The following is a 14,953-nucleotide window of genomic DNA, read 5'->3' on the forward strand; positions in this document are numbered from 1 at the left end:
GATCCCATGCTCAGCTTCGCGTCCGGCTTCATCGTCTCCTTGCTCGTCACGCTGTTCATCGTGCGCTACGCGCACCTTCACGAGAAATTCTCGATCGACAGCGACCTGGCCGGCGTGCAGAAATTCCATGTGCGGCCGGTACCGCGGGTGGGCGGCATCGGGATCCTCGCCGGGGTCGTCGTTGCCGCGCTGGTGCTGTTCCGGCGCTATCCGACGATCTCCGGCAGCATTCTCGGGATCGTTGCCTGCGGGCTGCCCGCTTTCCTGTCGGGACTCGTCGAGGATCTGACCAAGCGCGTGTCGCCGCGCGCGCGGCTGCTGTGCACGATGGGCGCGGCCGCGCTGGCATTCTGGCTGATGAACATCGCGGTCACGCGCATCAGCGTGCCGCCGCTCGATTTCCTGCTCGGCTACGTGGCCATCTCGGCGTTCATCACCGTGCTCGCGGTCGCGGCGCTCGCGAATGCGATCAACATCATCGACGGGTTCAACGGGCTCGCGTCGATGGTCAGCTTCATGATGTTCGCGTCGCTCGCGTATGTCGCGTTCCACGTCAACGACCCGGTCGTGATGTCCGCGTCGATCATCATGATGGGTGCGGTGCTCGGCTTCTTCCTGTGGAATTTCCCGGCCGGGCTGATCTTCCTCGGCGACGGCGGCGCGTATTTCATCGGCTTCATGCTCGCGGAACTCGCGATCATGCTCGTGATGCGCAACCGCGAGGTGTCCGCGTGGTACCCGGTGCTGCTTTTCATGTATCCGATCTTCGAGACCTGCTTCTCGATCTACCGGAAGAAGTTCATCCGTGGGATATCGCCGGGGATTCCGGACGGCGTGCATCTGCACATGCTGGTGTACAAGCGGTTGATGCGGTGGGCCGTCGGGACGAAGCATGCGCACGATTTGACGCGGCGGAATTCGCTGACTTCACCTTATCTGTGGCTGCTGTGCCTCGTCGCGGTGATACCGGCGACGCTGTTCTGGCGGCATACCGTGCATCTGTTCGTGTTCGTCGTGTTGTTCGCGCTGACGTATGTGTGGCTTTATCTCAGCATCGTGCGGTTCAGGGCGCCGCGGTGGATGGTGGTGAGGAAGGAAAGGCGGGGACATTGAGGACAGCATCCGAAACGGAATAAACGCTCCCGCAGGGCACCGCTGCATGCGGGGCTTTTCATGACCGGCTGCCTGCGCCATTCGGCGCAAGGCAGCCCGGCCCTTCCCATCGGCCTATGTCACCTGCCGCTTCTCACCTGCCGTTTCGCCCTTCCGTAATACCGTATTCGATCCAGTGATTGAACCCGAGCACCGCGTCGTTCGCGTAGCTACTGAACGAATTCGTGTACTTGAATGCGTCGCGTAAATCCGGATACCGGTTGAAGTAGTTCGTCAGGCCGAATTCGACCGATGCCTGTCGCTGCTCGTTGAACCCGTTCCGGATCCAGTGACTCAGCGCTGCGCGGTAATCGCTCCCGAACGCGCCGCGCACATCCTCATACTTCGCGAGGTAATATTGGACATCGACCTCCCTCGAGCCCTGACGTCCTTCCCTGATCCCGTATGTGACCCAATGATTGAGCGCGGCTGCATAGTCGTTGCGAAACGCTTGGTAAAGATCGGGATACCTGCTGAGGTAGTAAGTGACGTCAAACTCGCGGGAAGCACGCCGCCCTTCCGCAATGCCGCTGGTCTTCCAGTGATTGAGCGCGGCCTGATGATCGGCACCGAAAGCGTTTCGCAGGTCTGGATAATGAGATAAATAAAACTCGGCGTCGAACGCGAAATTATCATCCCGCAACGGGGCCTTGTAGAACGTCTGCACGGTTTGAAGATCCGTACTGCTCAGCGCGCCTGCGCCGTTATAGGTTGGATTGCAGTAGTTCATCACCGAGTTCAGATCCCACGCGCCGATCATGATGTCGCCGTTCGATCCCTGAGGGCTGTCCTTGCAAGTAGCCGTAGGCGTATCTGGTCGATTCTGCTCATGAGCAAACCCCAGAGCATGACCGAATTCGTGTACGGCGATCGATTCGATGCATTGCCTGCGCGACGTATCAGATGCCCTGCAGGCGGGGCTCCAGTTCTGGAAAGCGAAATTCAGCGCCATGCCGGTTTCCGAATTGACGATGAATTTACCGAGCGCGCTGGCGTACGGCCCGACATCGGCAATCCTGATTCGAATCGCGTTCCCTGCGTTGGTGGAAGGACATTGTCCCCAGCCAGTGAAATATGCCTGCGAATTCCGCGCCCATGTACGCTCGACTGCCCGCTGAACCCACGCCCGCTCGCTGGTATCCGATGCCGTCGGATTGATCCAGCAGACCGGTATGCTCGGCTGTTTCCAGACTGCCCCGCCAAGCACATAGCCTTGCTCGTCCGCCCGGCCCGGCCCCGAGGCCAGCAATGATGCCAGCCCTACCCCGATACCCAGCGCCTTTAATTTTGTCATGATGCCCTTCGTCCTGTTGGTATGAATCGTTATGTCAGGCCGCGCCCCCGGCGGAATCGCGGTGTCAGTTAGGAATCGAATCGCCGGCGCGCAATAAAACAACGCGCCGACTCCGCACTCAAGCGACAAACACGGTGCGGAAAACGTATGTTATGAAATTGACAGGAATATTACAAATATTAAGCATCTGATTCGAAACGCTGACAGAGGAGATTTGCGAGTGTGCGGCTGTCACGCTTCAATATCCGACAAAAGGCCCGCATGGTGCGGTAGAGTCGTTCGGTTCAGGTAGGCAACACTAACTCAGACTGGCTGCCCCTTCGCCGACTGACCAATGACGATAGCTCGCCAGTACAATCGCCAGCCGGACCGCATGTACGGCAGGACAAGCGAAGGTCCAGCATCCGGCATGAAACTCCGGTGGTCGCTCAGCATCGCGCCAGAAGTTGACACCTCAGCACAGGGGGCAGTGTTACAACCGCAACCTCCTCCCAAAAAACAAAATGCCGTTCAGTTACCTAACTGAACGGCATCGTCCCCGCAGGGGGCCTTCGTCATGTTGTCTCTGTGTAGCGCCCGCTGGCGTTCATTCGCTCGATACCGCCCGCACCGTCGGCACGCTCTGCAGCACAGGAGCAACGGTCGTCCGATATTCCGGCACCCAGCGCCGCAGATCGCGCCGCACTTCGTCGTCGGACAACACGCGATGCTGCATCAGCCATGGCAACAGTTCGTCGAGCAAATTGTCCGGCACTTCGCGCGCACGCGCGATCCGCAATTTCGGGTGCGGCGTGCGCGTCGTCGCCTCGTCGTCCGCAAGCAACTCCTCGTAGAGCTTCTCGCCGGGCCGCAGCCCCGTGAACTCGATCCGGATCTGCTCTTCCGAGAAGCCGTACAGGCGAATCAGGTCACACGCGAGATCGACGATCTTCACCGGCTCGCCCATGTCGAGAATGAAGATCTCACCGCCATGCCCCATGCTCGATGCCTGCAGCACGAGCTGCGATGCCTCCGGAATCGTCATGAAGAAACGCGTGATTTCCGGGTGCGTGACCGTCACCGGGCCGCCCTTCGCGATCTGCTGCTGGAACTTCGGAATCACGCTGCCCGCGCTGCCGAGCACGTTGCCGAAGCGCACCGTCTCGAACTGCGTGCGCCCGCTCGTCTGCTGCAATGCTTGGCACGCCATTTCGGCGAGACGCTTGCTCGCGCCCATCACATTGGTCGGATTGACGGCCTTGTCGGTCGAGATCAGCACGAAGTGACGGACGTCGTGGCGAATGGCCGCGCGGGCTACGCGATAGGTGCCGAGCACGTTGTTGCGCAGCGCCTGCCATGCGTTGTGCTCCTCCATCAGCGGCACGTGCTTGTAGGCGGCCGCATGAAACACGATGTGCGGCGCATGACGCGACATCACCTGGTCGAGCAGCAGCGAATCCTTTGCGTCGCCGATGATCGGCACCACGGGCAGATCCGGAAAACGCTCGCGCAACTCCTCGGTCAGCCGGTACATCGCGTATTCGGACAAGTCGAACGCAATGAGTTGCGCAGGCGCGAAGCGCAGGATCTGCCGGCACAGCTCGGAGCCGATCGAGCCGCCCGCGCCCGTCACCATCACGACGCGGCCGCGCAGCAGCGCCTCGACGTGCGGCGTGTCGATCGTCACGGCGTCGCGGCCGAGCAAGTCCTCGAGGTCGATGTTCCGCACCTGCGACAGGAAGCCCTGCCCCGGCATCAATGCGGTCAGCGAAGGTAACACCATCGCCTTGACACCTGCCCGCACGCACAGTGTCGCGACGCGACGCTGCACCTCGACCGACGCCGACGGGATCGCGATGATCGCGTATTCGACCTTCATCGCATCGGTCCAGTGCTTGAGGTCGTTGAACGAGCCCAGCACCTTGTAGCCGTAGATTTCGCGGCCCTGCTTCGTGACATCGTCGTCGAGCAGGCCGACGAGGCGCCATTCGCCTGAACGCGACAGCTCGCGCGCGAGGCTCGCGCCTGCCGTGCCGGCGCCGAGCACCAGCACCGGCTTGCCCTTGCCGACGAGCCCGCCATACAGGTAGTACTCCTTCGTCGCGCGGTACAGCGCACGCGCCCCGCCCATCGCCAGGAACAGCATCAGCGGCGACACGAGCAGCACCGAGCGCGGAATAATCGGCTGCGGCTGGAACATCACGGCGCCGATCATCACGATCACGCCGCCGCCGACCACCGCCTTCGCGATGCGAACGAGATCGGGAAGGCTTGCGAATACCCATAGGCCGCGATACAGGCCGAACACGAGGAACATCAGTGCGTAGACGGGCAGCACCCAGACAAGCGCCGTCAACGCGCCGCCAAGGAAATCAGACGGAACACTGCCGTTGAATCGGACGAGATAGGCAAACAACCACGCGGCGGTGACCGCCGTCAGGTCAAACAGGAAAGCGCTTAGCGAAAGCCATGATGCTTTGGATCGCAACATCGGCGGGAAACCTCAAGAGTTATTTTCGGCGGCGGACTGAAACCGGCGCCAGCGCATGTCGACCACCAATCCGATGCATGCCAGGACGCCGTACCACGCGAAGAACGACAGCCACTGCTGCAGTTCCGGGCGGCCCTTTGCCCACATGGCGACGATTATGCCTGCGAGCATGATGAGGTACCAATAAAGAGCAGTCCGGCGGTGACCTACGCCCGCCCGGACCATCCTTTGATAATAGTGCTCCCGGTGCGCTTGCCAGAACTTTTCGCCTCGTAACAAACGTCTCAAAAGTGTTACAGATGCGTCCGCAATAAAGGGGGCGAACACGAGTGCCGGAAACCAGATCGGCCACACGTCGCCCCTCCAGCCCCAGTAGCCAAGCGCGCCGGCCAGAAACCCGAGCGGAATCGAGCCGGCATCGCCGAGAAATAGCCTAGCCGGGTGAAAATTCAGCAGCAGGAACCCGAGAGCGGCGCCGGAGACAGCCGCCCCGGCCACGACCAGATCCGGCGACGGCGCCGAGCCGGTCAACGCCGCAACCGCGTACGCGCCGAAGCCGAACAGCGCCATGCCGCCCGCCAGGCCGTCGGCACCGTCCATGAAGTTGTACAGGTTCGTCAGCCAGACCATCGCGAAGCCGATCCCGATCAGCCACCACCACGGTGCTTGGGCCGGAAACACAGCAATGAGCGCGACCACCGCCGTCAGGTGCGCCGAGAATCGGACACGGGCAGGCAGCCCGCGCCGGTCGTCGATCTGGGACATCGCGGCAAGTCCAGCGGTGCCGATGGCGATCAGCCACAAGTGCGGCGCCAGCGCGAGCAGCGCGACGACGCAGACCGGTACGACGCCCCATCCGCCGACGCGAGGCGTAGGCAGCGTGTGGAGCGAACGGTCGTTCGGAATATCGGTGGCAAGGCGCCACGCAAGGCCGGTCACGAGCAATACGCGCAGGACGGCCGTCGACGCGATAGCAGCGGCCAGTGCCACCGCGGCCGCTGCGGGCCACGTGGATATCGTGAAATGCATATCGACTATTATTGTTGTGTATCGCGCGAACGATACCATGCGGCGGTCGCTTCGAGTCCCTGTCGTGACGTATAAGGCGGATGCCAGCCAAGCACGCGCGTGATCCGGCCCGTATCAAGCTGGAGGCTGCCGGTCAGACGGTCGATCGCCGAGCGGCGGCCAGTCAGCGTACCAAGCGCGCGCAGCACTGCGGACGGGACGGCGATCAGGCGGGCCGGCTTGCCGAGTGCGTCGCCGACCAGACGCAACAGGCCCGTGACCGACGGCGAGTCGTCGTCGGCGACGTGGAAGCATTCTCCGGCCGCGCGGGGATCGATGGCGCATTGCAGCAGTGCGTCGGCAAGATTGTCGACGTAGACGATGCTGCGGCGCGCCGGGATGGAACCGAGCGGCAGCGGCATCCCGCGCGCGACCGCGTCCATCATGCGCAGGAAGTTCGCGCGGACGCTCGGACCGTAGACCAGCGGCGGCCGAACGACCACGACGTCGAGCCCATTAGCTGCACCGAACTGTGCCAGTTCCCGCTCCGCTCGTAGCTTTGAACGGCCGTAGGCGTCCTGCGGATCGGGGCTCGCGGTTTCCGACAGCGGTACTCCGCCATCACTCTCGCCAACCGCCTTGATGCTGCTTGCGTAGACGATGCGGCGCACGCCGTGATGGCGCGCGGCTGCGGCAAGACGCAGCGTACCGGTGACGTTGGTCGCGTCGAACGCGGCGTCGGGATCAGGCGAATCGTCGCGCATCACGTGTACGCGGGCGGCGAGATGGATTGCGCAATCGGCGTTGAGACCGGTCGGCCATCGCTCGTCGAGGCCGTCGAAATCGGTGCCGTCATGCACCCATTCGCGCACGCCCTCGATACATTCGCCCGGACGCCGCACCAAGGCTGTCACGGTATGCCCAGCCTCCAGCGCGCGGCGGCATACCGCACGGCCGACGAACCCGTTCGCGCCGGTGACGACGAGATGGCTCACCACAGCCTCCAGCCGAAACGGTTGTAGAACTTGAAGGCCGAGGCCGCGAACATGCGAATGTGTGCGAAGCCTTTGCGGGACGCTCCCCCACCGTGGTGGATCACCCGGACGGACGGGACATAGGCTACGCGCGCGACGTCGTGCGTGCGCAGGCTGAGGTCGTAGTCCTCGAAATAGAGGAAATAGCGCGGGTCGAAACCGTGCAGCTTCTTCAATACTTCCGTGCGAAACAGCATGAAGCAGCCGCTGACGATGGGCGGATCCCAGACGATGTCTCGGTCGTTGATCACGTCGCGCATTTCATAGCGGACGAGGCGTCCAGCGAACCATTGCCGGACGCGAGCCGGCAGAAAGCCCCGTACGAGCAGGTCGAACAGCGCAGGATAACGCCGACATAGGTACTGGATACAGCCGCCATCATCGCCTATTTGCGGCGTCAACAACCCGGCGTCGCGATGCGCATCGAGGAAATCAAGCCCCTTCTCGAGCGCATCGGGCACCATGTCGATATCGGGATTGAGGATGAGGTGATAATCGCTCTCCGCCATACTGATCGAGAGATTGTGGCCTTGCGCATATCCGACATTGCCGTGGCCGGTCAGTACCCTGCAATCGATTCCAGCGTTCGAGAACGCCTCTCCCGCCGATGCCAATTTTGTGGCGTCGCCGCCGTTGTCCACAAGACAGACGCTCACGGCCAACCCTGGGCGCGACGCCCGCAACCTCCCGACCGCGGCGATCAGACTCAAAAAAGTCTGCGCGAGCATGACCTCGTCGGAGTAAAAAGTCACGACGGAAACCGACAATGCATTGCCCACCGTCGTGGGCGGGGGTGAAAAAGACTTACCGAGAGGAGATGCCACGTTCTGACAGGATCGACGAAGGGACGAAACGCAGTCAAGTGTGCCACAGTCATCCGCTCGCGCAATCAGGCTTGCCGCATTTCACATTCATGGTCTCGCCGGACCGGTCGCCGACGTGCCATCGGTCAACGCATTCCGCGAGGTCGCGAAAGCCCGCGGGCTAGACGTCGCAGCGGAGTACCGCCACATCCGCATGCGAACCGATGTGGCGCACCAATCGAACTTTCCCGTGTTGCGAAGCGGCACGTCAGCAGCTCGTAGACCCTCGAATTTTCGGCACGGCCTTCGTAGTGACCCGCATATCCGGAAACGATCGGTGTCCGGTCCGTACAGTCGCGCGCGTCAATTCCCTATGCGTGTACCCCACAACGCGACCGTAGTCGACTATTAGCCGTGGAATGCCTCACGTTTCTTCGGCGGAGCGACGGTATAGAACAATCACAGCAACGATCTCTCGGTCGAAAACTGGTCCTGCTGTCCAAGCGGACCCATACATTATTCGGATGACGAATATCGACGACGTATGCGAGACGAACGGCCAGATCGACAGGAAGGGATTTCCAGACCGGGGAGCAATCGCGCAACCCGGGGATCCTCAAGCGCGAAGGCTCTCACTCGATGGTCTTGCATCGGATCTGATTTTTTGCATATTGGCATGCTCAGTCGAAGAGCTTCGTCATGCTAATGTCTTCAACCCGAGTGCACGGGCGTGGGCGACGACCAGCTCTCGCGATGCACCGCGCTGCCGCGCAGGCACTTTTCAGACATTTTCCTCATGAAGCGGCAAACCCGGGCGGTTTTATCGCATGCGACGAACCCGCAGGACCGCTCTTGATGAATCTGCACAGCCGAGAGCTTCGTGAAGACGATGTAGCTCGATTACGTGGCTTCATGCCGAAACCAGATTCGAAAACAGTGGTACAGAATACGGCCGCGGTGTTCGGGCATTACAACAAGAAACACCTCTATTTCGAGCCCAAAGCATACTCACCATGCAAGTTTCGACGCACCATGGGTACATCGATCGTAGTGTGAGGCCGCATCGATTACGATGTCGACTCCAGTCACCGAAGATTCTCGCTGTCGCAAATGCGCTTCTCGGAAGCAGCACTAGCACCGAGATCGCCAGAATTTCGAGGAGCAATCGGTACCGAACAGTAAGCGCCCCGGGAATCCCACCGTCATCGCGGTCGGAAGCTCCCGCTGCCGCATCTCCCGTGTCACTAGGCCCTGCCATCCGCGCGACGGCGGGTCACGCATCCGGGACGCGAAGCAATATCGAGCCTTTGCCCCCCAGTTTTCCTCACGACGATCTGATCGCTACGTCTCTATAATTAGGAGATCGTCAATTCATCACAAGGTGAGTATGAACCCTGCCGTACCTCACGCGATCACGTCGGATGCGGAGTCCGCCCCCTCATCGATTGAGCCCTTCCTCGCCCCTCAGCTCGCCTCCCTGTTCTGGCGAGCAGATCGAGTAGATGCGCATAGCGCCTGGTGTGGACATATCCCGTTTGCACACTGGTTGGTAGGCGTCACACGGCCGCGGATCGTCGTCGAACTCGGCACGCATACCGGCGTGTCCTATGCCGCGATTTGCACGTCGGTTGAGCGACACGCAGTGCCGGCACGATGCTATGCGGTAGACACATGGGCCGGAGACGAGCACGCAGGCAAATACGGTGAAGAGATTTTTGCCGACCTCTCCCAATATCACCGAGCACGCTTCTCTTCCTTCTCGACGCTGATTCGCTCTACATTCGACGAGGCAGTCGAGCATTTCGACGATGGCAGTGTCGACTTGTTGCACATCGATGGACTGCACTCGTACGAGGCCGTGAGTCACGACTTCGATACTTGGAAACGCAAATTAAGCGATAGAGCAGTCGTCCTGTTTCACGACACGAATGAGCGCCACCACGATTTCGGGGTGTGGAAGCTCTGGGCGGAACTTCGAACTGAATTCCCTGCATTTGAATTCATGCACGGGCATGGCCTTGGCGTCCTTCTTTTCGGTAAAAATCTGCCAGCCGATCTACTCGAGATCGCAAATTTGCCCGACCAACAGGCAGCAACTATTCGACATAGATTCTCGCTGCTGGGAGAACGCTGGGAGGCGGAGCAGCAGTTGCTGGCGAACGCCGAGTATTTTCAGTCGTTGCAACAGACCTTTCAGACGCAGTTGAACGACTTGCAGGCAACGCATGATTCGGAACTCGCAGCAGTCCACGAGAACACCGTCACGCAGTTGTCGACACAATTAGTCGATGCGGAAGCAAAAGCCCGTTCAGCAGAACGAGACTTGCGACGATTACGGTCCCAAGTCGAAGCGGAGTCTGATGCTCGAACTCATGCGATAGCCGGTCTAAAGGAGCACATTTCGGCACTTGAAGCGGCACTCGCATTTTCCGAGCAGGAACGCGACGCGGAGCGAACAACGAGAGCCATGATCGAGCACAGCACGTTCTGGCGTGCCACACGGCCGGTACGCGATTTTTTTGCGCATCATCCACGCGTCAGGCGAGCAGTCAGGGGGAGCGCGCGGCTGGCGGTATCCGCCCTCCGTGGCAATCTGCCGCGAATGCTCGCCACGCGGCGGGCGAAGCTGCGCGAGGCCGCGATCATCGAGAACTCGGAGCTGTTCGATGCGAACTGGTACATCACGCAGTACGAGGATGTTCGTCATTCCGGCCTATCCGCCGCAGTTCATTACGCGATCGTGGGGGGCTCCGACCATCGCAATCCGAGCAATCGATTCGACGCAAAGTGGTACGTTGCACAATATCGTGAAGTTGCAGCCGCCCAAATGAACCCGCTGGTTCACTACGAACTGCAAGGTAAAAGAGAAGGACTCCAAATCCGGCCGATTACGACACCGCAGCCCATGTCTGCCGTCGCCACGGCCATCGGGACCGCTACTCGGCAGCGACCTGCATCGAGCGTCGTGTTCGCGGATGAACTAATCGCCAACCATTTCAACAACACGCGCCCGTTGCGGGTCTATCCGGTTCCAGGCGAGCCGCGCCGCCTCACCATGGTCACCGACAGCATCAGCCCCGGCAGTCTGTTCGGCGGTGTGGGCACTGCGATCGTCTTCGCTACGTCGCTTGCCAAGCGACTCGGCGTCAAGCTTCGCCTCGTCACCCGCACGGAGGTCGCGGATCCAACTGCGTTCGGCACCATCTTGAAACTCAACGATATAGAGTGGGATGACAATATCGAGTTCATCTTTTCCCCGCCGAAAGACGGGTACGCCGTTCCGATCGGCAATGACGAGATCTTTGTCACCACGTCGTGGTGGACCACTCGCTCTGTTCGTCAAATTTGCGCACCATCGCAGATCGTCTATCTCCTGCAGGAAGACGAACGCATGTTCTATCCGTTTGGCGACGAGCGTCTACGTTGCACGGAAACCATCAGCGACCCCGATATTACTGTCGTGGTCAACAGTGAAATATTGTTCAACCACCTCACTTCCGGCCCAGATGCCCTGGCGAATATAGCCGCCAACGGCACTTGGTTCGAACCGTCATTCCCGTTTCTGCCTGACGTCGTGAATCGACGCCAGCCTTTGCCTGGCGATAAGAGACGCTTCTTCTTCTATGCCCGTCCCAACAATCTGCGAAACCTGTATTGGCGCGGGCTTGAAGTTATCGTTTCGAGCCTCAAGGACGGCACGCTCGATCCACGGGAATGGGAGTTCCACTTTGTTGGCAAAGACATGCCGGACGCGCTCCTTCCGCACAACATCCGCCCATACTTTCATCACAACCTTCCTTGGCAGAGTTACGTCGAGCTGATTTCGAGCATGGATATCGGTCTATCGCTCATGGATACCCCACACCCCAGCTATCCTCCGCTCGATCTCGCCGCAACCGGAGCAATCGTGGTGACCAATCAACATGGCTGCAAGACGGGCCTTGAGAAGTACTCCAAGAACATTATTTGCACAAAGACGGATATTGAATCCCTGCAAAACGGCATCAAAAGAGCCTTGAAGCTTTCCCAGGAAACGGAGCAGAGATCTGCCAACGCCAGCCAAAACTCCATATCGAAAAACTGGTCACAATCTTTCGACAAGGTATTTTCCTCGATCACCGGAAAAACGAACTAGGAATATAGATGTTTGAATCCGTCCCAACCGAGCAGATCGAATATAGCGATCCCTGGTCGCTCTCTTTTGAGAGGCGCTTGCGGATGCTGCGCACCGGAGAAACTCGCATCGCGTATTTCTATGACAGACCCGACAACAGCACTTTTCGATACCGTGCATTCAACATGGTCGAGGCCATCAATGACGAAAATGCGAATGAAATATCAGCATCGTGGTTTCATGTCGGCGATCTTCCCCAGATGGAATCCGTGATCAGCGCCAGCGACGTCCTGATATTCTGTCGAAGCAGATATACCCCTGCACACGCACATCTTGTGAGTATGGCGCGCCGCCGCGGCATTCGCATCGGCTTCGACATCGACGATCTGGTATTCGATACGCAATACGCACACCTGGTTCTGGACACGCTGGATCAGGATACAAGCAATGAAGCCGCATTAAACGACTTCTTTGCCTTTATGGCCCGACATGGCACCTTATTGAAATTATGTGATTTTGCAATCACCACCAATCAATTCCTGGCAAAAAAGATCGAAGAGTTTGCACCCCATTTAACAGTGAGAATTGTTCCCAATTTTCTAAATCGCAAACAGCAAGAAATATCCGAATCATTCTTTCATCATAAAAATGAAACGGGATTCAGGACCACCGGATCTTTTCACATCGGATATTTCAGCGGCACCCCCACCCACCGCCGGGATTTTGCTGTGGTTTCGCAAACACTCTCAAGGCTACTCGATCGTTACAGCGAACTACGATTAACCATCGTCGGCTTTCTCGAGCCAGGCCCATATTTGGAGCCTTACTCAGATCGAATTGATCGCCATCCACTACAGGACTTCTTGAACCTGCAGCGCCTGATCGCAGCGACGGAGATCAATATTGCACCGCTGATTGACAATACGTTCACGAATTGCAAATCTGAATTGAAGTATTTTGAGTCAGCCATTACAGGAACATTGACCATAGCCACCCCGACATATACTTTCGGCAAGGCAATCCGGGATGGTCAGACTGGGTACCTTTCAAAATCTCACGAATGGGAAGAAAAGCTGGAGATTGCAATCGCACGACTTAGAAACCCGGATAGCTATGCGGACATAGCGCTCAGGGCCTTCACCGAATGCAAATCGTTTTATGGGTGGGATCAACAGGCCGACAAGATACGTGCAGCCACGTTGAGCACTTGAAGGAAAATCGGCTGCAATTTCCGCCCCACAGCGTATCGCAAAAGACGGCCGAGCACCGTGATCGTGGTTTTATCGGTCACGCACCGTCACCAGTTCGAACCGCATCGATGCCATTATCATTTCGCCGATTGGCAAGCTGGCGCGAGCGCAACCTGATCCGGTGGTGTAGTTCAAGTGCCCGACGCTCGCTCGATCCGTGCCGTGGAGGGTGATCGACGCAGCGTCGATCACCCCTCGACCGCCAGCCGGTGGCCGACGTGATCATGCAAACGCTGCACCTGCCCAAGACTTCCGAGTGGCACTGCGACAGCCATTCGTATCACACGGTGCGGTTGAGTCGTTCGACATGTGCATTCTGCTGCCGGATCCCGCGGATCACGCGTTCGGACGGTAATGAGAAGTCGATCTCGATGCCGAGTGCCTCACGGTTGAAGTCGTCGAACACGGCGAACAGCCCGATACTGCGTCTGTCGGCCAGTAGGTCGTGCATGAAGATTGACGGCGGACGGTGCCGTCAGCGGTTCAGGTATTTACCTGACCGGCCGCTTGTGCGGCTTGATTCGCAGGTTCAGTTCCCGTTCGCGATAGATCCGATACACGCGCTTGCGATTCCAGCCGAAGCCTTTCACGTCGCGGAGGTACAGGAAGCACAGCCCGACGTCCCAGTTCAGGCGATGGTCAGTCAAGCGCAGCGGTCAGGTCGCAATCTCGTTGCTCTCGGCGCTGCACCAACCGACGTACCGATAACAGGCCCGGCTGATTCCGAACGCCTCACATGCCCGCCGGATCGATATGCTCCGGCTGGACACCGCATGCATGACCATCTCATGCGGGCAAGACAGCCTCAATCTGTTTTGCGAACACCTCCGCTACGATCTCGGCCTTGATCTTCTCCTCAACGTACATCGTTGCGCAGCGCGGCATTCTCAGCCTCCAAGTCCTTCATCCGAGCCATCAGCGACATGTCCATGCTCACTACGGCCCCTTATTCATTGCCCCGCATTGGAACTATCTCTCCGCTCTATATCCTCGAGCTTTTTTTTCAACCTCTCAATTTCTTTCCGAAAATACTCTCTCTCCCTTATATCCTGCGGCATGTTTTCAGGGTTAATAACATCATCCATCCCAAAAATCATACCATTATAAAATTCCCGTCGACTACTCAAAATCCGATTCGGATGCTCCGCAGCATATTCTATATTTTTAATGAATACCGCCAAATAATCATTCCAGTAGTCATCTTTTTGAGGAGTTACAAACGACTCCAGCACACCAGCGTTAGTACCCGTCCGCTTCGCCCAGGCGACCAGGGCATTCGCGGCATCCGGATAAAATCGCCAGCAATCAACGGGATATCGATGAAACGGCCCATTGGACGGAACATTGAGAAAGAATAGCCCCGATGGCCTGAGCACCCTCATTACTTCGCCGAATACCAGCCAAAACATCTCTGAATGCTCGAAACAAGACGAGCTCACCACTAGATCGACGGAAGACGTGTCGAACGGAAGCACGTAAGGATCTTCCAATAGAACGTCAACACCCCGCCCTTCGACAAAATCGACGCCGATATAATCCACGTTCGATGGTGCGACCGTACGAAGCGAGCCATTGACATCCTGTGAGCCAATCTCCACAAGCTTTACCGACCCCAGCCGCGAGACATAGGTATCGAAGAAAAGTTTGCCGTTTTCCATCGCAGACGGATGCATGCGGAATTTCCTCCACGTGAGTGTCGAGTATCGACGAGATAGGCGGCAGATGAATACTCGCAAACAGCCGCAGCAATACTGTCGGGCAGATCGACGAACCTGCCATACCGGCATGAAACACCAGCGCTAACGCTATATGAGAATACACATCTTTC

9 protein-coding genes and 1 pseudogene are annotated in these 14,953 nt (G+C 58.6%); 3 read left to right on the forward strand and 7 right to left on the reverse strand.

From position 1 onward, the window contains the following. The first annotated feature begins 6 nt into the window (after positions 1–6). Entirely contained in the window at positions 7–1,113 is a 1,107-nt protein-coding gene (locus tag HWX07_RS12100; protein WP_175876394.1) for a glycosyltransferase, read from the forward strand. A gap of 133 nt (positions 1,114–1,246) precedes the next feature. Here HWX07_RS12100 and HWX07_RS12105 read toward each other — a convergent pair whose 3' ends face one another. From HWX07_RS12105 to HWX07_RS12125, 5 genes are all read right to left on the reverse strand, one after another. Next, a complete protein-coding gene (locus tag HWX07_RS12105; protein ID WP_175876395.1) occupies positions 1,247–2,446 on the reverse strand; it encodes a M12 family metallopeptidase in 1,200 nt (399 codons plus the stop codon). Between the two features lie 586 nt (positions 2,447–3,032). Beyond that, positions 3,033–4,916: a nucleoside-diphosphate sugar epimerase/dehydratase gene (locus tag HWX07_RS12110; RefSeq protein ID WP_175876396.1), complete on the reverse strand. Its 1,884-nt coding sequence runs from the start codon at positions 4,914–4,916 to the stop codon at positions 3,033–3,035. Between the two features lie 12 nt (positions 4,917–4,928). Further along, positions 4,929–5,984: a glycosyltransferase family 4 protein gene (locus HWX07_RS12115; RefSeq protein WP_175876397.1), complete on the reverse strand. Its 1,056-nt coding sequence runs from the start codon at positions 5,982–5,984 to the stop codon at positions 4,929–4,931. Further along, positions 5,954–6,919, reverse strand: coding sequence for an SDR family oxidoreductase (locus tag HWX07_RS12120; protein ID WP_175876398.1), 966 nt, complete (start codon positions 6,917–6,919; stop codon positions 5,954–5,956). The genes HWX07_RS12115 and HWX07_RS12120 overlap by 31 nt, the downstream gene beginning before the upstream one ends. Beyond that, entirely contained in the window at positions 6,916–7,737 is an 822-nt protein-coding gene (locus tag HWX07_RS12125; protein WP_244129976.1) for a glycosyltransferase family 2 protein, read from the reverse strand. The genes HWX07_RS12120 and HWX07_RS12125 overlap by 4 nt, the downstream gene beginning before the upstream one ends. Before the next feature lie 1,411 nt (positions 7,738–9,148). Here HWX07_RS12125 and HWX07_RS12130 point away from each other — a divergent pair. After that, the gene (locus HWX07_RS12130) at positions 9,149–11,896 is read left to right on the forward strand and encodes a class I SAM-dependent methyltransferase (protein WP_175876400.1); all 2,748 of its coding nucleotides are present in this window, start codon (positions 9,149–9,151) and stop codon (positions 11,894–11,896) included. An 8-nt stretch (positions 11,897–11,904) separates the two neighbouring features. Beyond that, positions 11,905–13,086: a glycosyltransferase gene (locus HWX07_RS12135; protein WP_175876401.1), complete on the forward strand. Its 1,182-nt coding sequence runs from the start codon at positions 11,905–11,907 to the stop codon at positions 13,084–13,086. 322 nt (positions 13,087–13,408) lie between these two features. Here the strand turns inward: HWX07_RS12135 and HWX07_RS36945 are convergent. After that, positions 13,409–14,056: pseudogene (locus HWX07_RS36945) on the reverse strand (IS3 family transposase); the annotation flags it as partial. Between the two features lie 19 nt (positions 14,057–14,075). Beyond that, positions 14,076–14,798 carry a methyltransferase domain-containing protein gene (locus HWX07_RS12150; RefSeq protein WP_175876404.1) on the reverse strand — a complete coding sequence of 241 codons (723 nt, stop codon included), beginning with the start codon at positions 14,796–14,798 and terminating at the stop codon, positions 14,076–14,078. Positions 14,799–14,953 lie beyond the last annotated feature (155 nt).

This window comes from Burkholderia sp. BCC0097, from assembly GCF_902832985.1.
Taxonomy (GTDB): Bacteria; Pseudomonadota; Gammaproteobacteria; order Burkholderiales; family Burkholderiaceae; genus Burkholderia; species Burkholderia orbicola.